Consider the following 21805-nt stretch of genomic DNA (forward strand, 5'->3'; position numbering starts at 1 on the left):
CATGAACAAAGAACTTTTGACCATCCGTAATCTGGCGGTGAACTTCAACGGCCTGCCCGCCGTTGACCGCGTGAATCTGTCGGTCGCGCCTGGCGAAGTGCTCGGCATCGTCGGCGAGTCGGGCTCGGGCAAGAGCGTGACGATGATGGCGCTGATGGGCCTCATCGACGCCCCCGGCAAGGTGAGCGCGGATTCGATCACCTTCGACGGCCGCGATCTGCTGGGCGCCACGGGCAAGGAGCGCCGCCGCATCGTGGGCAAGGACATCGCCATGGTGTTCCAGGACGCGCTCACGAGCCTGAACCCGAGCTACACCGTCGGTTATCAGATCAAGGAAGTGCTCAAGCTGCACGAGGGCCTGCGCGGCTCGGCGCTGCATGCGCGCGCGATCGAACTGCTCGACCAGGTCGGCATTCCCGACGCGAAGAACCGCATCGACAACTTCCCGCACCAGATGTCGGGCGGCATGAACCAGCGCGTGATGATCGCGATGGCCGTGGCCTGCAACCCGAAGCTGCTGATCGCCGACGAGCCCACCACGGCGCTCGACGTGACGATCCAGGCGCAGATCATGGAGCTGCTCGTGCGTCTGCAGAAGGACCGCGGCATGGCGCTCGTGCTGATCTCGCACGACCTGGCCGTGGTGTCCGAAGTCGCGCAACGCGTGGCCGTGATGTACGCGGGCGAGATCATCGAAACGAACCGCGTGCCGGACATCTTTTCGCGTCCGCATCATCCGTACACGGAAGCGCTGCTCGCCGCGATTCCCGAGCACAACAAGGGGGCGATGCGGCTTGCCGCGCTGCCCGGCATGGTGCCCGGCCGCGACGACCGGCCGAGCGGCTGTCTCTTCGCGCCGCGCTGCAAGTATGTGGTGGATGACTGCATGAAGGCGCGGCCCGCGCTCGACGCGGTGACCGATGAGAGCGGCTATGCGCAAGTGCGCTGCATCAAGCCGCTGAACGCGGCGGTGACTCAATCCAGTGGAGGCGCGCGATGAACGCAGTCCAGCAACACGCGGCTCATCAGGACCATCAGGACGACAAGGTTCTCATCGCCGACGGTCTCAAGAAGCATTACACCGTCAAGCGCGGCATGTTCGGCACGGGCACCGTGAAGGCGCTCAATGGCGTGTCGTTCTCGCTCACGCGCGGGCGCACGCTCGCCGTGGTGGGCGAGTCCGGCTGCGGCAAATCGACGCTCGCGCGCCAGCTCACGATGATCGAGCCGCCCACCGCGGGCAAGCTGACCATCGACGGCGAGGACGTTGCGCACGCAAGCGCCGCGAAGATCGCCGCGCTGCGCCGCCGCGTGCAGATGGTGTTCCAGAACCCGTTCGCCTCGCTCAATCCGCGCAAGACCGTGGAGCAGACGCTCGGCGAGCCGCTCGCCATCAACACGCGGCTCACGGCGAGCGAGCGCGCGGACCGCATCGCGCACATGATGCGCATCGTCGGCCTGCGGCCCGAGCACGCCAAGCGCTATCCGCACATGTTTTCGGGCGGCCAGCGCCAGCGCGTGGCGATCGCGCGGGCCATGATTCTCGACCCGCAGATCGTCGTGGCCGACGAGCCGGTTTCCGCGCTCGACGTCTCGATCCAGGCGCAGATTCTCAATCTGTTCATGGACTTGCAGGAGCAGTTCCGCACGAGCTACGTGTTCATCTCGCACAACCTGGCCGTGGTCGAGCACATTGCCGACGACGTGATGGTGATGTACCTGGGCGGCGTGGCGGAACTGGGCGACAAGGACACGGTGATCTCGCGGCCGCGCCATCCGTACACGCGCTCGCTGCTCTCGGCCACGCCCGCGATCTTCGAAGCGGACCGCCGCGTGAAGATCAAGCTCGAGGGCGAATTGCCTTCGCCGCTCAACCCGCCGTCTGGTTGCACGTTCCATCAACGTTGTCCATACGCGGTCGATCGGTGTCGTAAGGAAGTGCCTGTACTTCGCGAAGTGGACGGCCGTCAGGTATCCTGCCATCGTGCAGAGGAGGTGGGGGAAGAGGATGGGCGGCCCATGCCGGCCTGAAGCGACGGCGGCGCGTCGTTTTATTGCTACGCGCCGCCAGTTGATGGGCGGCCGTCGTGCCGCCTTTTTCACTGTTTTTTCCACCGTTTTCTCCGCCGCTCTTTCAATCGTTCCGGCTGCCGCGTTTGCCGTGGCGGCCGGGTTGAGTACGGCTGTTCGTGTGACATTCGGTGTGGCTTTTGGTGTGGCATTCGCGGTGGCGTTGCGTGCGGCGTTGAAGAAAGCGTCGAGCGACGCGGCGCGCGCGGCGCTCACGCTGGCGCTCGCGGTCGGCGTTCTCGCCGGTGCCTCGGGCCCGGCGTTCGCTGGCGGCGCCGTCGCCAACACGCCCGGCGTGCACCCGGCCGTGCCCATGCCGCCCGGCGCGGCGCGCGGCGCGAACGGCGGCATTCCCGGCTTTCATGCCGCGCCCGCCGTGCCGAGCTACGCATCGGGCACGACGGCTGGCGGTCCGGTGCGCACCCAGCCTGCGCGCATGCCGTTCTACGTCGCCACGCGCGGCAATCTCACGATCTATCTGCTCGGCACGCTCCATGTGGGCGACCCCGCCGACTACCCGCCCGGCCAGCCGTTTCGCCCGCCGATTCTCGCGGCGCTCGCCGCGTCGCCCATTCTCGCGCTCGAGCTTTCCCCCGACGATCTGCTCGTTTCCCAGGACGACGTCTCGAAATACGGGGTGTGCAGACGGCCCTGCCTGCCGGGCCTGTTGCCCGATCCGCTCTGGCAGAAACTCGAGGCGCGCATGCGCGGCAATCCGGAGGCGCTCGCCGAGATCCGCAAAATGCGGCCGTGGCTCGCTTCGCTGCTCGTGGAGACCTACGACTCGCTGAGCGCCGGCCTGCAGACCGAGTTCGGCACCGAGGCGCAGCTGCAGAACGTGTTCCTGCGCTGGAAGGGCCGCCGCATCGTCGGGCTGGAGACGCTCGGCGAGCAGATGCGCGCTTTCACGAACCTGAGCCTCGCACAGCAGCGCGAGATGCTCGCCCAGGACCTCGCGCAGACGCCGGCGCAAAACGTATCCGACGTGCAGACGCTCCTGCACCTGTGGCGCGTGGGCGACGCCGACGCGATCGCCGCATGGGAATCGGCTCGCACCGAAAAGCTCTCGCACGACGCCCGGGTGGCGGCGTCGGTCGATAACCGCATCGTCTACGAGCGCAACCGGCGCTTCGTTTCGCGCATGCAGCAATACGTGGCGCCGAACAAGCCGCTCTTCGTTGCCGTCGGCGCGCTGCACCTGGGCGGCCCGAAAGGCGTGCTCCAGTTGCTGCGCCAGCGTGGCTTCAACGTCGACCCAGGTTGAGCCGGCTTGGGTCTTTGCGCCCGAATCTCGCGGCCGCGCGCGGCCTGAACGCAAAAAAGCCGGCTTTCGCCGGCTTTTTTTGCAACCGCATGCGTACGCGGGTCAAAACCCGAACACATTCAGCAGCACGATATTCGCCGCGAGGATGCCCAGCGCCGTGGGCACCTGCGCGCGTATCACCGCGTTCTTGTCGGGCAGCTCCAGCAGCGCCGCGGGCACCATGTTGAAGTTCGCGGCCATCGGCGTCATGAGCGTGCCGCAGTAGCCCGAGAACATGCCGATGGCGGCCATCATCGCCGGATTGACGTGGAACACGCCCACCAGCACCGGCACGCCCACGCCGCCCGTCATCACCGGAAACGCGGCGAAGCCGTTGCCCATGATGATCGTGAAGAGCGCCATGCCCACGCAATAGACCACCACGGCGACGAAGCGCACGTCCATGTTGATGTACGACGTCGTCACGTGCGCCACGGCCTTGCCCACGCCCGCGTCCGAGAACACGAGGCCGAGCATCCCGAGCATCTGCGGCAGGACGGCGGCCCACGAGAGCGCGTCGACGAGGCGGCGGGTTTCCTTCATCGACTGGCCGACGCTATCGCGCGTGATGATGCAGGCGATGACGAGCGCGATCACGCAGCCAATGCCGAAGCCGATCAGCGTGACGTTCTTCGGGTCGATGAGCGCCTTGCCGCCGAATACGAGATGGCTGGCCGCGAGCGTGAGCACGACGGTGACGACGGGAATGGTGAGCGCGGGCACGAAAAGCTTGTTGCCCAGCCGCTTCGCACTGGCGATACGCGTTTCGAGCGCGAGCACCTTGGGCTTGGCGGCCGTCACGCCGCCGAGACCCGCGATGAGCGCCATGGCGAGCACGAGCACGCCCACGACTTCGGCGGGCAGCAGGTCGCCGACGAGAAAGATGAGCGCGTAGAGCAGCCAGAAGCCGCCCGCCGTGAAGCGGCGCGGATGCTCGCGGTCCATCACGATCATGCCGCCGACGATCAGCAGCACGATGCCGAGCAGCCAGAAGAGCCAGTTGAGGGTGAGCGTCATGCTTCGTCTCCCTGTGCACGGTCTGCACCCTTGGCGTCGCTCGCGCTGCGCGTGCCGCCCAGTTCGCGTTCGAGCTTGCGGTCGAGCAGCCAGAGCCGCGCGCCGTGAATCAGAAACGCGCAGATCGCCGTGGGAATGCCCCAGAACGCCACATGGATCGGCTCGACCGAAACGCCCGCTTCCTTGAGCAGCGTGACCATCAGCACGATCGCGCCGAACGCGACGAAGATGTCCTCGCCGAAGAAGAGGCCCACGTTGTCGGTCGCGGCCGAGTAGGCGCGTAGCTTGTAGCGCACGGCGTCGGAGAGCTTGCCGAAACGGTTTTCGGTGGCGCCTTCGGCCATCGGCGCGATGAGCGGCCGCACCATCTGCGGATGGCCGCCGAGGCCCGTCAAGCCGACGGCGGCGGTCAGTTCGCGCACGAGCAGATAGACGATGAGCAGACGCCCGGCGGTGGCCGCCTTGATGCTGCCGATCCAGATCTGCGCGCGCTCACGCAGGCCGTGGCGTTCCAGCAGCCCGATCACGGCGAGCGGCAACAGGATGATGAGCGGAATATTGCGGGTCTTGATGAAGCCGGTGCCGATGGCGGCGAGAATCTTCGCGACCGGAAAGCCCGCGGCGAGACCGGTGACGACGGCCGCCGCGGCGACGATCAGCATCGGATTGAAGCGTAACAGGAAGCCGGCGATGATGACGGCCACGCCGATCAGCGGCCATAAGTTGACGGTGCTCTGCATGTGGATCTCCAAACGTATTGGCTTGTCGTTGATTGCCGCGGATAGCGGCGTTGACTTCGCGGCTCTGATGGCCATTCGTACAACTACGAACCTGCTTGGTACAACTACGCTTGGCAAGCTTGCGCTGCCGAGGGATTGCCTTGTGAAAACCTTCGGTGATACGGCTCGATTGGCGCGCGGCGCATGCCGCGCGCTTTGCTGCGTTCAAACGCGCGTGCGTCAGACTTCGGCGGCCCCCGCCGCGCGCACGCCGATGCCTGCGTCGTCGAGCGCCGTGCGGATGCGCCGCGCGAACGCGAGCGCGTGCGGGCCGTCGCCGTGCAGGCAAATGGTCTGCGCGTTCAGCGGCACCCAGGCCCCGTTCACGGCCTGCACTCGCTGCTCGCGGATCATCGCGAGCGTGCGCGCGAGCACGGCGTCTTCGTCGTCGAGCAACGCGCCCGGCTCGCTGCGCGGCACGAGCGAGCCGTCCGCGCGATAGCCGCGGTCGGCGAACACTTCCTCGATCGCCACGAGCCCCGCTTCGCGCGCCGCCGTCACAAGGCCGCTGCCCGCGAGCGCGAACACCGTCACGGACGGATCGAAGTCGTGCACGGCGGAGACGATGGCCTCGGCGATCTGCGGGTCACGCGCGGCCTGGTTGTAGAGCGCGCCGTGCGGCTTCACGTGGGCGATGCGTCCGCCTTCGGCCTGGGCGATCGCGGAGAGCGCGCCGAGTTGATACAGCACGCCCGCGTAGATTTCCTCGGGCGGCAGGTTCATCTCCTTGCGGCCGAAGTTCTCGGGGTCGTTGAAGCTCGGATGCGCGCCGATCGACACGCCTTTTTCCACGGCCCAGCGCACGCATTCGCGCATGGCGTTGGCGCCGCCCGCGTGCCAGCCGCACGCGATGTTGGCGGAGCTCACGAGGTCGAGCAGCGCCTCGTCGGAGCCGCAGCCTTCGCCGAGATCGGCGTTCAGATCGATGGTGGTCATGATGGGTTCCTCTTACTGCTCGTCTTACCGATGGTGCTTGAAAATCACGCGCTCGCGGCCGCGTTCGCGCGGCGGCTCGCAAAGCGCTCGTCGTGCATGGCGATCGCGGTGTCGATCTGCCGCAAATACGCCCGTTCCTCTTCCAGCGCCGCGCGCGCGGCGGCCGGGGTCGCTTCCATGAAACGCACGCCACCGGTGAGCCGCACCTGGGCGAGCTTCCACCAGTCGGCGCGAATCACGGAGCCGATCTTCGGGTAGCCGCCCGTGGTCTGCGCGTCGGCCATCAGCACGATCGGCTGGCCGCTCGGTGGCACCTGGATCGTGCCGGGCAGCACGGCGTGCGAGAGCAGGTCCACGCCGTTCGCGCGCGCGAGCGGCGTGCCCGTGAGCCGGAAGCCCATGCGGTTGCTGTTGGGCGTGATCTGCCATTCGTCGGACCACAGCGCGCGCTGCGCCTCGGGTGTGAAGCTGTCGTACTCGGGGCCGCGCAGCACGCGCACGGGCACGGCCCACGCCATGCCGTCCGCATGGCGTCCGCGCCGGTGATGCGGCTCGTCCGCCAGCGCGAAGTTGCACCACACGGGCGCCTTCACGCCGAAGGCCGGCGCGCCCGGGTCGAGCGCGGCGCGCTCGCGGCCCGGCGCGAACGAGGCGCCCGTGGCGAGACGGTCGCCGTCTTTGAGCGCGCGGCCCGCGAGGCCGCCGAAGCCCGCCGCGAGGTCGGTGCTGCGCGAGCCGAGCATGGGCAGGACGTCGATGCCGCCGGCCACGCACACATAGGCGCGCATGCCGCGCTTCGCGCCGTTCAGCACGAGTTCCTCGCCGGCGGCCACGGGCAGGCTCCACCACGACCAGACCGGGCGGCCGCCGAGCGTGGCGCCGAAGTCCGTGCCGGTAATGGCGACGCGCGTGGCGCGCGCGAAGCGCAGCGCGACGGGGCCGAAGGTGATTTCCACGCCGGCGGCGTCGGGCCGGTTGCCGACGAGGCGGTTGCCCACTTCGAGCGCGAGCGCATCGAGCGCGCCGCCGGTGGCGACGCCCAGATGCCGGTAGCCGGGGCGGCCGAGATCCTGGACCGTGGTGAGCAGGCCCGCGCGTAGTACTTCGATCATGCGTGGAGCTCCGCGATGGTGAAACGCACGCGGTCGCCTGGCATGAGCAGCGAAGGCGGATTGCGCGAAGCGTCGAACAGCTTCGCGGCGGTGCGGCCGATCAGTTGCCAGCCGCCTGGCGAGGCGGCCGGATAAATGCCCGTCTGCTCCCCGCCGATGCCCACCGATCCGGCCGGGACGGCAATGCGCGGCTCGCGGCGGCGCGGCGTGTGCAGCGCGGGTTCGAGACCGCCGAGATAGGCGAAGCCGGGTTGAAAGCCGAGGAAGAACACCGTGTAGACGCCCGCGGCATGGCGCGCGGCGACGTCGGCGGCGGCGAGCGCGCAGTGCTGCGCGACGGCTTCGAGATCGGGGCCGTCTGCGCCGCCATAGACCACCGGTATCTCGACTTCGCTGCCTGCTGCGCTCGCGTCTTCGGCGTCGCGCCAGGCGTTGCGCAGCGCGCCGGCGAGCGCCGCGGCGTCGGCCGAGAGCGGATCGAAGGTGATCGTCAGGTTGTTCATGCCGGGCACCACCTCGCGCACCGGCGCCCAGCCGCGCGCGAGCGCAGCGACGGCCCAGACGCGGCGCTGGACCTCGAGCGTGGCGGGCGGCGGCGCTTCACAGACGAGCGCTTCGTCACCGAGAGGAAAAATGCGAGGGTCAGAATTCGGCATGTTGGATCGATGAGGGGACGGGTTCGACCGGTCGAAAATGGGCGCACGGGACGGCCGGTGCCGTTCCTTCCTAGCGTACATTGTCGATAAATTATCTACAATTTATCAATAAGCGTTTTCGCCAGGCGCACCGAAAACACACTGCAATTACACTCACGCCACGCCGCTTTGCCTTTTCGAACACCGACTACCGGGTTATCTGCCATGTCGCGCCAGCCGACCAAGATCGTTTCGTCCGAACATCTCGTCTCCGAGTCGAGCGCCGAGCTTTCCGAGTTCGAGTACGCGCTCATCATGGCGAGCAACGCGTTCAACCGCTGGATGGTGCGCTGCATGTCGGCGGCGGGCGTGAAGGACATGACGCCGATCGAGGTGTCGCTGCTCCATCACGTCGGCCATCGCGAGCGGCGCAAGAAGCTCGCGGATATCTGCTTCGTGCTCAACATCGAGGACACGCACGTGGCCACGTATGCGTTGAAGAAGCTTGTCTCCAGAGGGTATGTAAAAAGCGAAAAGACCGGCAAGGAAGTCTTCTTTTCGGTCACGCCGGAAGGCCAGGAACTGTGCCTGCGCTACCGCGACGTGCGCGAGAGTTGCCTCATCGCGACGCTCAAGGAAAGCGGCCTCACGAACCAGCAGATCGGCGACGCCGCGCAACTCATGCGCAATGCGTCGGGGCTCTATGACACGGCCGCGCGCGCGGCGGCTTCGCTCTGAGCGACCAGGGTGGGTTCAGCGCTCACGTGAACGTTGGCAAAGATGCGTGGCGGCTTCGGTCACCACGGCATCGAGCGGCAGGTCGTGCGCCTCGCGCGCGAGCACGCCATCGTCGATGCGGCACGCTTCATACGCAATGCCAACCGTGACGGGCAACGCCTCGCCAGGCCACGCGGCCAGCGTGCGGTCGTAGTAGCCGCCGCCGTAGCCGAGGCGATAGCCGTCGCGATCGAAACCCACGCAGGGCACGAAGAGAAGATCGGGCACGATCCGTTCCTGCGCTTGCGGCTCGAGGATCCCGTGATGGCCTTCGCGCATCGGTGCGTCGGGCGTCCAGGCGTGAAAGAGGAGCGGCGTGTGGCGTTCGGGAATGGCGGGCAGGGCGGCGCGGCGTGACGCATCGGCGGCGAGCCAGGCGGTGATCCAGGCGCGCGCATCGAACTCGCCGCGCAAGGGCCAGTAGAACCCGATCGAACGCGGCGAAAATCGCGCGACGAGCGCATCGAGACGAGCCGCGAGTGACGCACCGATTGCCACGTCGGAAGCCGCCTCAATTCGCCGAGGAAGCAGCCTTGTACGCCAGTCCTTTTTGGATTCCGTGTGAGGGTTGCGTGCTATGCTTGGGTTCACCTCGCGCTCCAGAAATAACGATGTCCAAACGCCTTGTCCGAGTATATCGCGTGGTCGGTCTCGCACTGACTGCCGCGGCACTCGTAGCATGCAGCACGGCGGACGCCGTGCGCCCCGTCGCACTGCCCGTAGGCGCAGTCCTTTCCAGCGACGATCAGACTTTCATCCAGCTTCGCGAAGCCGCGCGCAACAACGATCCCGCGCGCGCCGCGCAACTCGCTGCGATGATTCCCGATTACCCGGCGCCGTCGTATCTCGAATACTTCCAGCTCAAGCCGCAGCTGTTCGATTCGCAGGGCCACGCGCGCATCGACGCGCCTGACGCGCCGGTGCTGTCGTTCCTGCAGCGCTACGACGGCCAGGCGATCGCCGACCGCATGCGCAACGACTATCTGACCGTGCTCGGCGCGCGCCACGACTGGGCGAACTTCGACCAGCAATATTCGCGCTTCGTGCTCAACGACGACACGCAGGTGAAGTGCTACGCGCTGGAGTCGCGTGCGGCGCGCGGCGAGAACGTCGCGAACGACGCGCGTGCGCTGCTCACCGAGCCGCGCTATTACGGCGACGGCTGCGTCGATCTCATCACCGCGCTTGCCATCAAAGGTCAGTTCTCGAGCGACGACGTCTGGCAGCAGATTCGCCTTTCCTACGAGCAGAACCAGACCTCGACCGGCGCCAAGCTGCTCGACGGCCTTTCGCAGCGTCCCGATCCGACCGCCTTCAGCCAGGCCGTGAGCACGCCGCCGCTCACGCTCGCGCAAGGCGTTTCCGGCGATCCGCAGTCGCATCAGCTCGCGCTGCTGGCCATCACCGTGATGGCGCGCAACGACCCGGCCATGGCCGCGGCCACGTTCGCCACCGTCGCGCCGCAGCTCGCGTCGCCGGAGCGGGCGATCGGCTGGGGCACGATCGGCTATCAGGGCGCATTGAAGCGTCTGCCCGCCGCACTCGACTGGTATCGCCTCTCGGCCAACGCGCCGCTCTCGAGCCAGGCTTACGAATGGCGTACGCGCGCCGCGCTGCTGGGCGGCGACTGGACCATGGTGCGCTGGTCGATCGAACAGATGCCGGCCGCGCTGCGCGCGCAGCCGTCGTGGGTCTACTGGCACGCACGCGCGCTCAAGCAGGCCGGCGAAACGGGGCAGGCGAACCAGGAATTCGCGTCGATCTCGCCGGGCTATAACTTCTACGGCCAGCTCGCCACCGAAGAACTCGGCCAGAAGATCACCATCCCGCCGAAGACCACGGTGAGCGACGCCGAAATCGCCCAGGCTGCGCAAACACCGGGCTTCGCGCTCGCGCAGCGCTTCTACGCGCTGAATCTGCGGCTCGAAGGCAATCGCGAATGGAACTGGCCGCTGCGCGGCATGAGCGATCGGCAGCTGCTCGCCGTCGCCGAATACGCGAAGCGCATCCAGCTGCTCGACCGCACCGTCAACACGGCCGACCGCACGCAAACGGAGCACGACTTCTCGCTGCGCTATCTCGCGCCGTTCCGCGACGTCGTGGAGCGCGACGCGCAAACCAACGGCCTCGACGTCGAATGGGCCTACGGCCTGATTCGCCAGGAATCGCGTTTCATTCTCAACGCGAAGTCGGGCGTGGGCGCGAGCGGTCTCATGCAGATCATGCCGGCCACGGCGCAGATGGTGGCGAAGAAGATCGGCCTCGGGCCCCTGTCGCGCGACCAGCTCAACGATCTCGACACCAATATCCTGCTCGGAACGAACTATTTGTCGATGATCTACAATCAGTTCGACGGCTCCGCTGTGCTCGCCACCGCGGGCTACAACGCCGGGCCGGGCCGCCCGCGCGCATGGCGCCAGACTTTGCAGGGCGGCGTCGAGGGCGCCATCTTCGCGGAAACCATTCCGTTCCAGGAAACCCGCGATTACGTGAAAAACGTGTTGTCGAACACGGTCTACTATGCGGCGCTGTTCGAGGGCCGTCCGCAATCGCTGAAGGCGCGTCTCGGCTATATCTCGCCGTAAGCGCCGGGCCGTTACGCCGCGCCGTCTTCCCTTCATACGGAAACGCGCGCGGCATGACGGCACGCTGCGTGCTCCGTCTTCGGGCTGACGCGCTGCGGGACGAACCGGACCTCGTACGCGGCGGCGCCGTCTGCCCGAGGAGGTCGAAGATGAGACATCAAGCCATTGCGGTCATCGGCGGTTCGGGATTCATCGGCAGCCATCTCGTCAACGCGCTCGTCGAGGCGGGCAAGGACGTGCGCGTCGCCACCCGCCGCCGCTACAACGCCCGCCATCTCACCCTGCTGCCCGTCGACGTGATCGAGGCCGATGTGTCCGATCCGGTCGCGCTCGCGGCCTTCGTCGAAAATGCGGACGCGGTCATCAATCTCGTCGGCACGCTCAACGGCGGGCGCGGCGATCCCTACGGCCCGGGCTTCGCGAAGCTGCACGTCGACTTGCCCACGAAGATCGTCGCCGCCTGCGAGGGCAAGGGCGTGCATCGCCTGATCCACATCAGCGCCATCGGCGCCGACCCGCGCGGGCCGAGCATGTACCTGCGCTCGAAGGGCGACGGCGAGAAAGCCGTGCACGCGGCCACGGCGCTCGCCACCACCATCTTCCGGCCTTCCGTCGTGTTCGGTCCCGAGGACACCTTCCTGAACCGTTTCGCGCTCCTGCAGCGGCTCTTTCCAATGATTCCGCTCGCCATGCCCGACGCGAAGTTCCAGCCGGTGTTCGTGGGCGATGTATCGAAGGCGATCGTCAACGTGCTCGATCTCGACGCCGCGAGCGGGCACACTTACGAACTCGGCGGCCCGACGGTCTACACGCTCGAACAGTTGCTGCAGTATTGCGGCGACGTGGTGGGCCGCCACGCACGCATCATGCGGCTGCCCGACGCGTTTGGGCGCCTGCAGGCGCTGTCGTTCGAGATGGCGCCGGGCGTGCCGGTGCTCACGCGCGATAATCTCGATTCGATGAAGGTGGACAGCGTGCTGACCGGGCCGCTCGCACCCGAGCTCGATATCGAGCCCGCGAGCATCGAGACGATCGCGCCGCTCTATCTCGCCGACGCGTCGCTGCGTTCGCGGTTGAACATCTTTCGCGCCCATGCCGGTCGATAGCCGAACGCGGACTATCAGCCGGCGCTCTTTCAACTCACAACGGTCATTGGAACAATGAAGCTCGTAATCGGAGACAAGAACTATTCGTCGTGGTCGATGCGCCCGTGGGTGCTGCTCAAGCACTTCGGCATCGCGTTCGAGGAGGTGCTGATCGAGCTCGACGAGCCGGCCACCAAGTCCTCGATCCTGGCGTTCTCGGCCTCGGGCAAGGTGCCGTGCCTCGTTGGCGACGACGGCTTTGCCGTGTGGGATTCGCTCGCGATTGCCGAGACCCTCGCCGAGCGCTTCCCGCAGCACGCGCTGTGGCCGCGCGACGCGAACGCGCGCGCCCGCGCGCGCAGCGTGAGCGCGGAGATGCATGCGGGCTTCGGCGAAGTGCGCAACCACATGCCGATGAACATCCGCAAGGTGAAGCCGGGTGCAGGCGCGACGCCTGGCGCACTCGCCGACGTCGCGCGCATCGACGCGCTCTGGCGCGAGTGCCTCGCCGCGAGCGGCGGCCCGTTCCTGTTCGGCGAATTCGGCATTGCCGACGCGATGTACGCGCCGGTCGTCATGCGCTTCAACAGCTACCAGCCGAAGCTCTCGCCCGAAGCGGCGGCGTACGCGCAGCGCGTGAGCGCACTGCCCGCAGTGGCCGAGTGGGTCGAAGCGGCGCGCCGTGAAACGCACATCGTTGCCGACGACGAACGCGACGACGAATGAAGATCTATGTCGTAGGCGGCGCGATCCGCGACGAGCTGCTCGGGCTGCCCGTGCGCGACCGCGACTATGTCGTGGTGGGCGCGACGCCCGAGCAGATGGCCGCGCAGGGCTATCGTCCGGTGGGCAAGGACTTTCCGGTCTTTCTGCATCCCGAAACGCATGAGGAGTACGCGCTTGCGCGCACCGAGCGCAAGACGGCGGCGGGCTATCACGGCTTCCAGTTCTTCTACGCGCCCGACGTGACGCTCGAGGAAGACCTCGCGCGGCGCGATCTCACCATCAACGCGATGGCGCGCGAAGTCCAGCCGGGCGGCGTGCTCACGGGAGCGGTCGTCGATCCGTTCGGCGGCGCGCGCGATCTGGAAGCACGCGTGTTTCGCCACGTGAGCGAGGCGTTTCTCGAAGACCCCGTGCGCATTCTGCGCATCGCGCGCTTTGCGGCGCGTTTCGCCGATTTCACCGTCGCGCCCGAAACGCTCGAACTCATGCGCGAGATGGTCGCGTCGGGCGAAGTCGATTCACTCGTGCCCGAGCGCGTATGGCAGGAAATCGCCCGCGGTCTCATGGAAGCGAAGCCGTCGCGCATGTTCGAGGTGCTGCGCGATTGCGGCGCGCTCGCGCGGGTGCTGCCCGAGGTCGACGTGCTGTGGGGCGTGCCGCAGCGCGCGGACTATCACCCGGAAATCGATACGGGCGTGCACGTGATGATGGTGATCGACCATGCGGCCGCGCAGGGCTACACGCTGCCGGTGCGCTTCGCGGCGCTCACGCACGATCTCGGCAAGGGCACCACGCCCGAGGACGTGCTGCCGCGTCACATCGGCCACGAAGGGCGCAGCGTCGATCTGCTCAAACCGCTGTGCGACCGTCTGCGCGTGCCCAACGACTGCCGCGAACTGGCGGTGCTGGTCGCACGCGAGCACGGCAATGTGCATCGCGTGATGGAGATGGGCGCGGCGGCGCTCGTGCGCATGCTCGAACGTTGCGACGCGCTGCGCAAACCCGCGCGTTTTGCCGAAGCGCTGCAGTCCTGCGAGGCGGATTTGCGCGGGCGGCTGAACTGGGAGAACGCGCCTTATCCGCAAGCGGAGCGCCTGCGTCTGGCGCTCGTGGCCGCGCGCGGCGTGGATGCGGGGGCGATTGCGCGCTCGATCGAACGCGGCGGCGCCGAGAAGATCAAGGAAGCGGTGCACGAAGCGCGCGTGGCGGCAGTGGAAGGTGCGCTCGCGACGGCTTGAGCCGTTGCGTGCGCGCGTTCAGAGCGCGCGCGCGAGAAACGAAAGCGCCATCGAAAGCACGAGCGTCGACATGAACGGCAGCGGATATTCGCGGCCGAAAATGCGCAGCGTGATGTCGCCGGGCAGCCGCCCGATGCCGAGCTTTTTGAGCCACGGCTGGGCGCTCGAGAGAATCGCCACGGCGATGAAGGTGGTGAGAAACCAGCGGATCATGGTCGCGTGGCGTGAGCCTCAGAGTGTGTGGCTGCGGTCGCCGCGCGCGAACGCCGCGACGGTCTCGTCGATGCCGCGCGAAAACGCGATCACCTTGAATAGCTCGCCCATCTCGCTTTCGGAAACGAGTTTCTGCACCGCGTTCGCGGCGGGCAGGAAGCGCTGTGCGTCGCGCGGATCGATCTCGCTCAGCACTTCGGTGATGCCCGCGTTCATCAGAAAGCGCGCCTGCGTGGTGTAGCCGAGCAGGTCCGCGCCCGCTTCGACGCCCGCTTCGGCAATGCCCGAGAATTCCACGTGCGCGGTGATGTCCTGCAAACCGGGATAGAGGAACGGGTCGCCATGCGCGCGGTGCCGGTAGTGGCACATCAGCGTGCCCTGCGCGCGCTGCGCGTGGTAGTACTCGTGGCGCGGAAAGCCATAGTCGATGAAGAACGCCGCGCCGCGCTGGAGCATCGCGCAAACGGTGCGCGTGAACGCGAGTGCGGCTTCGTGCGTTTCGGTCACGTAGTCTTCGCTGCCTTCCACGCCCGCGAGCGCGCTTTCGGGCCAGTTGGCGTCGCGCCCTGAGTTCGCCGGCTGATCGGAAAAGACGAAGGCGCCTTCCGCGTTTGCGCTCACGCCGCGCTCGTGCCAGACGGCGTCCTTGCGCGAGAACAGGCGCACCGGCATGGCGTCGAGCACCTCGTTGCCGATCACGACGCCTTCGAACTGCGCGGGCAGCGCATCGAGCCACGTTACGCGATTGAGCAGCGCCGGCGCGAGCTGCGCGATGGTCTTGCGCTGGCGTTCGCGCAGTTCGCCCGACAGGTCGACGATGGCGTAGGAGTCGAACGCAACGCCTGCGGCGTCGAGTGCGAGCATCACACCCGCCGCGAGACGGCCCGTGCCCGCGCCGAATTCCATCAGGCGGTGCGTGCGGCTGGCGGCGAGCGCTTCGCCGACGGCGCGCGCGAGCGTCGCGGCAAACAGCGGCGAAAGCTCGGGCGCGGTCACGAAGTCGCTGCCGTCCTCGGCGAAGAGGCCGAACTTGCGTGCGCCGCCGCCGTAGTAACCGAGTCCCGGCGCGTAGAGTGCTCGCTCCATGTAGCGGTCGAACGGGAGCCACCCGCCCGCCGCGGCGATCTCGGCGCGCAACGTGGCCGCGAGCGCCTCGGACTGCGCGAGCGCGATCGGCTCGGGAACAGGTAAACTATCGGGTTCGTGAGCTTTCGGATTCATCCCGGCATTGTAAATGAGCGCAACTCCCGGCATCCGCCCGGCTGACGCCGACCTGAGCGCATCCGGCGAAGGATCGCGCCCCGATTCTGACGCCCCGACGCCCGTTGTGCTGGTGACGGGCGGAGCACGCCGCATTGGCCGCGAGTTCTCGCTCGGCTTTGCGGCGCGCGGCTGGGACGTCGCGGTGCATTACGGCGAGTCGCGCGAAGACGCCGACGAAGTCGTCGCGCAGATCGCGGCGCTGGGCCGCCGGGCCGTGGCGCTGCACGCCGACCTCGGCGACGAAGGCCAGGTGGCGCGGCTCGTGCCGGACTGCACGGCGGCGCTCGGCCGTCCTGCGTGCGTGCTCAACAATGCCTCGCGCTTCGACGAGGACACCGCGCAGGATGTGGGTTACACGAAGCTGCTGCAAATGATGGCGATCAACGTGGGCGCGCCGCTCGTGCTCTCGCGCATGCTGTACGAGGCAACGCCCGAGGCGGCGGTGGACGACGAGACGCTGCGCACGTGTGTGATCAACGTGCTCGACCAGAAGCTGTACAACATGAATCCCGACTATCTGTCGTACACGCTGACGAAGGCCGCGCTGCAGAACGCCACCGTCGCGCTCGCCCAGGCGCTCGCGCCGAAGGTGCGCGTGGTGGGGCTCGCGCCCGGCCTCACGCTGCAGTCGGGCGACCAGACGCCGGAGAGCTTCGCCGCCGCGCACCAGGTCACGCCGCTCAAGCGCGCGTCGCGGCCCGCCGATCTCGTGGAAGCCGCGCTGTATCTCGCGCGGGCGACCGGCGTGACCGGCACGACGCTCGTCGTGGACGGCGGCCAGCACCTCGTGCCGCTGCCGCGCGACGTGATGTTTTTGACGGGCGGCTGACGCCCAAACGTGGGTTGCATCTAAATTTGCAACTAAATGCATAGCCCGCTGCGCGCAGAACGGCGAGCGAGCGGTGCTGACGAAGACAAAGGAACGCAAGCCGCCGCGCACGAGCGGTTTTGCAGACCGGCTGAACGACCCGCCGGGCGCGCCGCGCCGGCATACGTGCGAGAGAACGCACGCTTTTATCGACTGGAACCTGTATGTCCACCGTTTTGCTTCACCCACGGCTCGCCGATTGCCGCCGGCTTTTCCTGCGCGACTACGAAGTGCACATCAACATCGGCGTGCATGACTTCGAGAAGCGCGGCGAACAGCGCGTCGTCATCAATGTCGACCTGTTCGTGCCGCTCGCTTCGACCACGCCGCAAGAGGACAAGCTGCGCGAAGTCGTGGACTACGACTTCATGCGCTCGACCGTTGCCGAACGCGTGGGCAAGGGTCATATCCATCTGCAGGAGACGCTCTGCGACGATCTCGCGGCGGCGCTGCTTTCGCACGAACTCGTGCGCGCGGTGCGCGTCTCGACCGAGAAGCCCGACGTTTATCCGGACTGCGACGCGGTGGGCGTCGAGGTCTTTCGCATCAAAGAGGACTGATTCATGAACGCCCCCGAAACGCTAAGCGTCGGCGAGGACGCCGCGACCGAAGAGACGGGCCGCCAGGTGCTCACGCGCCGCGAGCAGAAGGAAGCCTACGAGAACAACAAGTTGTTCAAGCGCATCGTGCGTCAGGTCGGCCAGGCGATCGGCGACTACAGCATGATCGAGAACGGCGACAAGGTCATGGTCTGCCTGTCGGGCGGCAAGGACAGTTATGCGATGCTCGACGTGCTGCTGCGCCTGCGCGAGCGCGCGCCGATCGACTTCGACATCGTGGCCGTGAACCTCGACCAGAAGCAGCCGGGCTTCCCGGAGCACGTGCTGCCCGAATATCTCGACCGCGTGGGCGTGCCGTACCACATCGAGAACCAGGACACGTACAGCATCGTCAAGCGCCTCGTGCCCGAGGGCAAGACGACCTGCTCGCTGTGTTCGCGGCTGCGCCGCGGCATCCTGTACCGCGTGGCGGGCGAGCTGGGCGCGACCAAGATCGCGCTCGGCCATCATCGCGACGACATTCTCCAGACGCTCTTGCTGAACCTGTTCTACGGCGGCAAGCTCAAGGGCATGCCGCCCAAGCTGCAGTCGGACGACGGCAAGAACGTCGTGATCCGGCCGCTTGCCTACGTGAAGGAAACCGATCTCGAGAAGTACGCGGTGCTGCGCGAATTCCCGATCATTCCGTGCAACCTGTGCGGCAGCCAGCCGAACCTGAAGCGCGCGGAGATGAAGGCGCTGATCCGCGAGTGGGACAAGCGCTTCCCGGGCCGCGTCGAGAACATGTTCAACGCGCTCGGCAACGTCGTGCCGTCGCACCTCATGGACGCGAACCTGTTCAACTTCGCGGACCTGCGCGCGACGGGCGTGGCCGATCCGGCCGGCGACATCGCGTTCGACGAAGAACCGTGTTCCACCGACCCGGCGCCCGCGGACGGCACGGCAATCAAGTTCACGCCGTTCGACGATCTTTGAGCCGCCTTCCAGGTCGTCCCTGTGGTTCGACTCAAACGCTCCGACCCCGCATCGGAGCGTTTTTTACATCTAGCCGCCGATCCGGAGAAAAGCAGTTGTAAAACTGTGTTTATCGGGGCACGAGAGCCCGGCCGGCCGGCGTGTCGGGGATATCCCGCATGCTAAAATCAGCCGCTTCATTCCTCATCCAGTCACTGATGCAATGAACATCGTGATCCTCGCGGCAGGCATGGGCAAACGCATGCACTCCGCGCTGCCGAAAGTGCTTCATCCGCTCGCCGGCAAGCCGCTCCTCTCGCACGTCATCGATACTGCCCGCACGCTTTCGCCCACCCGGCTCGTCGTCGTGGTCGGCCATGGCGGCGAGGCCGTGCGCGAAGCCGTCGGCGCGCCCGACGTCCAGTTCGCGCTGCAGGCGCAGCAGCTCGGCACGGGCCACGCGCTCGCCCAGGCGCTGCCGCTGCTCGACGCGAACGTGCCCACGCTCGTGCTCTATGGCGACGTGCCGCTCACGCGCGCGTCGACGCTCAGGCGTCTCATCGACACCGCTGGCGAGAACGGCTACGGCATCCTCACCGTCACGCTCGACGATCCGACCGGTTACGGCCGCATCGTGCGCGACACGGCAGGCAAGGTCGAGCGCATCGTCGAGCAGAAGGACGCGAACGAAGCGCAGCGCAAGATCGCCGAGATCAACACGGGCATCGTCGTGACGCCGACCGCGCCGCTCGCGGGCTGGCTCGCCGCGCTGAAGAACGACAACGCACAGGGCGAGTATTACCTCACCGACGTGGTGGAAGCCGCGATCGCCGCCGGTCATCCGGCCGTGACCGCACAGCCCGACGACGAATGGGAAACGCTCGGCGTGAACAGCAAGCAGCAGCTCGCCGAACTCGAGCGCGTGCATCAGCGCACGGTGGCCGAGGCGCTGCTCGTGGCGGGTGTGACGCTCGCGGACCCGGCGCGCATCGACGTGCGCGGCTCGCTTAACTGCGGGCGCGACGTGTTCATCGACGTGAACTGCGTATTCGAAGGCGAGGTGACGCTGGCGGACAACGTGAGCGTGGGCCCGAACTGTGTGATTCGCAGCGCGTCGATCGGCGCGGGCACGCGCGTGGACGCCTACACGCATATCGAAAACGCGGCGGTCGGCGCGAACGCGGTGCTCGGGCCGTATGCGCGTCTGCGTCCCGGCGCGAAGCTCGCCGATGACGTTCACGTGGGCAACTTCGTCGAGGTGAAGAACGCGAACATCGGCGTGGGCTCGAAGGCGAATCACCTGAGCTACGTCGGCGACGCCGACGTCGGCGCGGGCGTGAACATCGGCGCGGGCACCATCACCTGCAACTACGACGGCGCGAACAAGCACCGCACGATCATCGAGGACAACGTGTTCGTGGGTTCGGACACGCAGCTCGTCGCGCCCGTGCGCGTGGGCCGCGGCGTGACCATCGCGGCAGGCACGACGGTGTGGAAGGACGTGCCGGAAGCCACGCTCGTGTTCAACGAAAAAACGCAGATCGCGAAAACCGGCTACGTTCGGCCGGTGAAGAAAAAGAACTGAACGGTTGAAACCCGGCGCCGCTGTGCGAAGACGCGCGGCGCCCACGCCTCTCATTGCAAAGGATCGAATCCATGTGCGGCATCGTCGGCGCGGTAGCGCTTCGTAACATCGTTCCCGTCCTGATCGAAGGACTGCGGCGGCTCGAATATCGCGGCTACGACTCGTGCGGCGTGGCCGTCGTGACGGCCGACGGTCCGCAGCGCGTGCGCAGCGTCGCGCGTGTGGCCGAGCTCGACGAGCAGGTGCGCGAGGCGCACTTCGAAGGCGTGACCGGTATCGCGCACACGCGCTGGGCCACACACGGCGCGCCCACGATGAACAACGCGCACCCGATCTTCTCGCGCGACACGCTCGCGATCGTGCACAACGGCATCATCGAGAACTATGAGTCGCTGCGCGACATGCTGCGCGCGAAGGGCTACGAATTCGTCTCGCAGACCGACACCGAAGTCATCGCCCATCTGATCCACAGCCTGTATCAAGGCGACCTGTTCGCCGCCGTGCGCGCCGCCGTGCAGCAACTCGCGGGCGCGTATGCGATCGGCGTGGTGCACAAGAGCCAGCCGCATACGGTGGTCGGCGCGCGCGCCGGTTCGCCGCTCGTGGTGGGCTATGGCAAGGGTGAGAACTTCATTGCGTCGGACGGGCTCGCCATCGCGGGCAGCGCCGAGCACATCAGCTATCTGGAAGAGGGCGATGTGTGCGAGATCACGCTGGAAGGCGTGCGCATCGCCGATCGCGCCGGCAACCTCGTCACGCGCGAAGTGCGCGACGTGCAGGCCTATGGCGCCTACGGCGGCGCGGTCGATCTCGGCCCGTATCGCCACTACATGCAGAAGGAGATCTTCGAGCAGCCGCGCGCGATCTCCGACACGATTCCCGCCACCGACGCCTTCACGCCCGAACTCTTCGGCGAGAACGCGGGCGAGGTGTTCAAGGGCATCGACAGCATTCTGATTCTCGCGTGCGGCACGAGCTATTACGCAGGCCTCACGGCGAAGTACTGGCTCGAATCCGTGGCGAAGATCCGCACCGATGTCGAGATCGCGAGCGAATACCGCTATCGCGAGTCGGTGCCGAATCCGCGCGCGCTCGTCGTGACGATCTCGCAGTCGGGCGAAACCGCCGACACGCTCGCCGCGCTCAAGCACGCGCAGTCGCTCGGCATGGCACACACGCTCGCCGTGTGCAACGTGGCGACGAGCGCGATGGTGCGGCTCACCGCACTCAAGTTCCTCACGCACGCAGGGCGCGAGATCGGCGTTGCGTCGACGAAGGCGTTCACCACGCAGCTCGTCGGCCTGTTCATTCTCGCCGTCACGCTCGGCAAGCTGCGCGGGCATGTGAACGCCGAGCAGGAAACCGCGCACCTGAAACTGCTGCGCCACCTGCCGGCCGCGCTCAACGGCGTGCTCGCGCTGGAGCCGCAGATCATCGCGTGGTCCGAAGAATTCGCGCGCAAGGAAAACGCCTTGTTCCTCGGGCGCGGGCTGCATTACCCGATCGCGCTCGAAGGCGCGCTCAAGCTCAAGGAAATCTCGTACATCCACGCCGAGGCGTATCCGGCCGGCGAGCTCAAGCACGGGCCGCTCGCGCTCGTGACCGAGGCGATGCCGGTGGTGACGGTGGCGCCCAACGACGCGCTGCTCGAGAAGCTCAAGTCGAACATGCAGGAAGTGCGCGCGCGCGGCGGCCAGCTGTACGTGTTCGCCGATGCCGATACCCACATCACGAGCGAAGACGGCATCCACGTGATCCGCATGCCGGAACACTACGGGCTGCTTTCGCCGATCCTGCACGTCGTGCCGCTGCAGCTGCTCGCGTATCACACGGCGTGCGTGCGCGGCACCGATGTGGACAAGCCGCGTAATCTCGCGAAGTCGGTGACGGTGGAGTGAGGATGTTCGCGCGCTGATTGCGCCGGTTGAATAAGGGGATGCCATTGCGGCATCCCCTTTTTGTTGGGTCGATCGCAGCAGAAGGCATTCAGAGGCCGCTCAGGCGGCTGCCGCGGTTCGGTGCGTGGGCTGGGGTGATCAGACGCGCTGCGTCGCCTCTGAGGGCGCGCAACGCGCTCGTCGGGACCCTGTGCCTGTTGG

General features: G+C 67.1%; 21 protein-coding genes. 13 read left to right on the forward strand and 8 right to left on the reverse strand.

Features of this window, described 5'->3' with window-relative positions:
* Nucleotide 1: 1 nt before the first annotated feature.
* From A3CW_RS0109810 to A3CW_RS45800, 3 genes are all read left to right on the forward strand, one after another.
* Nucleotides 2-1000 carry an ABC transporter ATP-binding protein gene (locus tag A3CW_RS0109810; protein ID WP_028203404.1) on the forward strand — a complete coding sequence of 333 codons (999 nt, stop codon included), beginning with the start codon at nt 2-4 and terminating at the stop codon, nt 998-1000.
* On the forward strand, nt 997-2031 hold the full coding sequence (locus A3CW_RS0109815) for a peptide ABC transporter ATP-binding protein (protein WP_028203405.1): 1035 nt from the start codon (nt 997-999) through the stop codon (nt 2029-2031). Before A3CW_RS0109810 ends, A3CW_RS0109815 begins: the two co-directional genes overlap by 4 nt.
* Before the next feature lie 184 nt (nt 2032-2215).
* Nucleotides 2216-3334, forward strand: a complete 1119-nt coding sequence (locus tag A3CW_RS45800) for a TraB/GumN family protein (protein WP_407669728.1) — start codon at nt 2216-2218, stop codon at nt 3332-3334.
* Nucleotides 3335-3436: 102 nt separating this feature from the next.
* Here the strand turns inward: A3CW_RS45800 and A3CW_RS0109825 are convergent, their stop codons facing one another.
* The 5 genes from A3CW_RS0109825 to pxpB form a co-directional block, all read right to left on the reverse strand.
* Nucleotides 3437-4390: a DUF979 domain-containing protein gene (locus tag A3CW_RS0109825; protein WP_028203407.1), complete on the reverse strand. Its 954-nt coding sequence runs from the start codon at nt 4388-4390 to the stop codon at nt 3437-3439.
* On the reverse strand, nt 4387-5130 hold the full coding sequence (locus A3CW_RS0109830; protein ID WP_028203408.1) for a DUF969 domain-containing protein: 744 nt from the start codon (nt 5128-5130) through the stop codon (nt 4387-4389). The genes A3CW_RS0109825 and A3CW_RS0109830 overlap by 4 nt, the downstream gene beginning before the upstream one ends.
* A 219-nt stretch (nt 5131-5349) precedes the next feature.
* The gene (gene pxpA / locus A3CW_RS0109835; RefSeq protein ID WP_028203409.1) at nt 5350-6105 is read right to left on the reverse strand and encodes a 5-oxoprolinase subunit PxpA; all 756 of its coding nucleotides are present in this window, start codon (nt 6103-6105) and stop codon (nt 5350-5352) included.
* A 44-nt stretch (nt 6106-6149) separates the two neighbouring features.
* Nucleotides 6150-7217, reverse strand: a complete 1068-nt coding sequence (locus tag A3CW_RS0109840) for a 5-oxoprolinase subunit C family protein (RefSeq protein ID WP_028203410.1) — start codon at nt 7215-7217, stop codon at nt 6150-6152.
* Entirely contained in the window at nt 7214-7873 is a 660-nt protein-coding gene (pxpB, locus tag A3CW_RS0109845) for a 5-oxoprolinase subunit PxpB (RefSeq protein ID WP_028203411.1), read from the reverse strand. The genes A3CW_RS0109840 and pxpB overlap by 4 nt, the downstream gene beginning before the upstream one ends.
* Nucleotides 7874-8077: 204 nt before the next feature.
* Here pxpB and A3CW_RS0109850 point away from each other — a divergent pair, with 204 nt between their 5' ends.
* Nucleotides 8078-8590, forward strand: a complete 513-nt coding sequence (locus A3CW_RS0109850) for a winged helix DNA-binding protein (RefSeq protein WP_028203412.1) — start codon at nt 8078-8080, stop codon at nt 8588-8590.
* Nucleotides 8591-8605: 15 nt separating this feature from the next.
* Here A3CW_RS0109850 and A3CW_RS45805 read toward each other — a convergent pair whose 3' ends face one another.
* The gene (locus A3CW_RS45805) at nt 8606-9232 is read right to left on the reverse strand and encodes a 5-formyltetrahydrofolate cyclo-ligase (protein WP_081771591.1); all 627 of its coding nucleotides are present in this window, start codon (nt 9230-9232) and stop codon (nt 8606-8608) included.
* Nucleotides 9233-9240: 8 nt separating this feature from the next.
* On the opposite strand from A3CW_RS45805, the gene A3CW_RS0109860 reads away from it, so the two are divergent.
* The 4 genes from A3CW_RS0109860 to A3CW_RS0109875 all read left to right on the forward strand — a co-directional run bounded on the left by A3CW_RS0109860 (nt 9241) and on the right by A3CW_RS0109875 (nt 14263).
* On the forward strand, nt 9241-11214 hold the full coding sequence (locus A3CW_RS0109860; protein WP_028203413.1) for a lytic transglycosylase domain-containing protein: 1974 nt from the start codon (nt 9241-9243) through the stop codon (nt 11212-11214).
* A 149-nt stretch (nt 11215-11363) separates the two neighbouring features.
* Complete coding sequence (locus tag A3CW_RS0109865) at nt 11364-12320, forward strand: complex I NDUFA9 subunit family protein (protein ID WP_028203414.1); 957 nt, start codon at nt 11364-11366, stop codon at nt 12318-12320.
* Nucleotides 12321-12374: 54 nt separating this feature from the next.
* The gene (locus A3CW_RS0109870) at nt 12375-13025 is read left to right on the forward strand and encodes a glutathione S-transferase family protein (protein ID WP_028203415.1); all 651 of its coding nucleotides are present in this window, start codon (nt 12375-12377) and stop codon (nt 13023-13025) included.
* Nucleotides 13022-14263, forward strand: coding sequence for a multifunctional CCA addition/repair protein (locus tag A3CW_RS0109875; RefSeq protein WP_028203416.1), 1242 nt, complete (start codon nt 13022-13024; stop codon nt 14261-14263). The genes A3CW_RS0109870 and A3CW_RS0109875 overlap by 4 nt, the downstream gene beginning before the upstream one ends.
* Before the next feature lie 18 nt (nt 14264-14281).
* Here the strand turns inward: A3CW_RS0109875 and A3CW_RS0109880 are convergent, their stop codons facing one another.
* Both A3CW_RS0109880 and A3CW_RS0109885 read right to left on the reverse strand, forming a co-directional pair.
* Entirely contained in the window at nt 14282-14476 is a 195-nt protein-coding gene (locus A3CW_RS0109880) for a DUF2905 domain-containing protein (protein ID WP_028203417.1), read from the reverse strand.
* An 18-nt stretch (nt 14477-14494) separates the two neighbouring features.
* Nucleotides 14495-15697, reverse strand: coding sequence for a class I SAM-dependent methyltransferase (locus A3CW_RS0109885; RefSeq protein WP_028203418.1), 1203 nt, complete (start codon nt 15695-15697; stop codon nt 14495-14497).
* 13 nt (nt 15698-15710) lie between these two features.
* On the opposite strand from A3CW_RS0109885, the gene A3CW_RS0109890 reads away from it, so the two are divergent.
* The 5 genes from A3CW_RS0109890 to glmS all read left to right on the forward strand — a co-directional run bounded on the left by A3CW_RS0109890 (nt 15711) and on the right by glmS (nt 21604).
* On the forward strand, nt 15711-16568 hold the full coding sequence (locus tag A3CW_RS0109890) for an SDR family oxidoreductase (RefSeq protein WP_154677894.1): 858 nt from the start codon (nt 15711-15713) through the stop codon (nt 16566-16568).
* Between the two features lie 203 nt (nt 16569-16771).
* Complete coding sequence (locus A3CW_RS0109895; RefSeq protein ID WP_028203420.1) at nt 16772-17167, forward strand: dihydroneopterin aldolase; 396 nt, start codon at nt 16772-16774, stop codon at nt 17165-17167.
* 3 nt (nt 17168-17170) lie between these two features.
* Nucleotides 17171-18142, forward strand: coding sequence for a tRNA 2-thiocytidine(32) synthetase TtcA (gene ttcA / locus A3CW_RS0109900; RefSeq protein WP_028203421.1), 972 nt, complete (start codon nt 17171-17173; stop codon nt 18140-18142).
* Nucleotides 18143-18344: 202 nt separating this feature from the next.
* Complete coding sequence (gene glmU / locus A3CW_RS0109905) at nt 18345-19706, forward strand: bifunctional UDP-N-acetylglucosamine diphosphorylase/glucosamine-1-phosphate N-acetyltransferase GlmU (protein WP_028203422.1); 1362 nt, start codon at nt 18345-18347, stop codon at nt 19704-19706.
* Nucleotides 19707-19777: 71 nt separating this feature from the next.
* Nucleotides 19778-21604 carry a glutamine--fructose-6-phosphate transaminase (isomerizing) gene (gene glmS / locus A3CW_RS0109910; protein ID WP_028203423.1) on the forward strand — a complete coding sequence of 609 codons (1827 nt, stop codon included), beginning with the start codon at nt 19778-19780 and terminating at the stop codon, nt 21602-21604.
* Nucleotides 21605-21805: the final 201 nt, after the last annotated feature.

Source organism: Paraburkholderia nodosa DSM 21604 (assembly GCF_000519185.1).
In the GTDB taxonomy this organism is placed as follows: domain Bacteria; phylum Pseudomonadota; class Gammaproteobacteria; order Burkholderiales; family Burkholderiaceae; genus Paraburkholderia; species Paraburkholderia nodosa.

What these genes read in the sequence shown, in the direction of transcription:
- A3CW_RS0109895 (WP_028203420.1), top strand. Translation starts at nt 16,772, where the DNA reads ATGTCCACCGTTTTGCTTCACCCACGGCTCGCCGATTGCCGCCGGCTT.
- A3CW_RS0109830 (WP_028203408.1), bottom strand. Translation starts at nt 5,130, where the DNA reads ATGCAGAGCACCGTCAACTTATGGCCGCTGATCGGCGTGGCCGTCATC.
- glmU (WP_028203422.1), top strand. Translation starts at nt 18,345, where the DNA reads ATGAACATCGTGATCCTCGCGGCAGGCATGGGCAAACGCATGCACTCC.
- A3CW_RS0109875 (WP_028203416.1), top strand. Translation starts at nt 13,022, where the DNA reads ATGAAGATCTATGTCGTAGGCGGCGCGATCCGCGACGAGCTGCTCGGG.
- A3CW_RS0109810 (WP_028203404.1), top strand. Translation starts at nt 2, where the DNA reads ATGAACAAAGAACTTTTGACCATCCGTAATCTGGCGGTGAACTTCAAC.
- A3CW_RS0109860 (WP_028203413.1), top strand. Translation starts at nt 9,241, where the DNA reads ATGTCCAAACGCCTTGTCCGAGTATATCGCGTGGTCGGTCTCGCACTG.
- pxpA (WP_028203409.1), bottom strand. Translation starts at nt 6,105, where the DNA reads ATGACCACCATCGATCTGAACGCCGATCTCGGCGAAGGCTGCGGCTCC.
- A3CW_RS0109865 (WP_028203414.1), top strand. Translation starts at nt 11,364, where the DNA reads ATGAGACATCAAGCCATTGCGGTCATCGGCGGTTCGGGATTCATCGGC.
- A3CW_RS0109815 (WP_028203405.1), top strand. Translation starts at nt 997, where the DNA reads ATGAACGCAGTCCAGCAACACGCGGCTCATCAGGACCATCAGGACGAC.
- A3CW_RS0109850 (WP_028203412.1), top strand. Translation starts at nt 8,078, where the DNA reads ATGTCGCGCCAGCCGACCAAGATCGTTTCGTCCGAACATCTCGTCTCC.
- A3CW_RS0109825 (WP_028203407.1), bottom strand. Translation starts at nt 4,390, where the DNA reads ATGACGCTCACCCTCAACTGGCTCTTCTGGCTGCTCGGCATCGTGCTG.
- A3CW_RS0109885 (WP_028203418.1), bottom strand. Translation starts at nt 15,697, where the DNA reads ATGAATCCGAAAGCTCACGAACCCGATAGTTTACCTGTTCCCGAGCCG.
- A3CW_RS0109880 (WP_028203417.1), bottom strand. Translation starts at nt 14,476, where the DNA reads ATGATCCGCTGGTTTCTCACCACCTTCATCGCCGTGGCGATTCTCTCG.
- ttcA (WP_028203421.1), top strand. Translation starts at nt 17,171, where the DNA reads ATGAACGCCCCCGAAACGCTAAGCGTCGGCGAGGACGCCGCGACCGAA.
- A3CW_RS0109870 (WP_028203415.1), top strand. Translation starts at nt 12,375, where the DNA reads ATGAAGCTCGTAATCGGAGACAAGAACTATTCGTCGTGGTCGATGCGC.
- A3CW_RS0109890 (WP_154677894.1), top strand. Translation starts at nt 15,711, where the DNA reads ATGAGCGCAACTCCCGGCATCCGCCCGGCTGACGCCGACCTGAGCGCA.
- A3CW_RS0109840 (WP_028203410.1), bottom strand. Translation starts at nt 7,217, where the DNA reads ATGATCGAAGTACTACGCGCGGGCCTGCTCACCACGGTCCAGGATCTC.
- pxpB (WP_028203411.1), bottom strand. Translation starts at nt 7,873, where the DNA reads ATGCCGAATTCTGACCCTCGCATTTTTCCTCTCGGTGACGAAGCGCTC.
- glmS (WP_028203423.1), top strand. Translation starts at nt 19,778, where the DNA reads ATGTGCGGCATCGTCGGCGCGGTAGCGCTTCGTAACATCGTTCCCGTC.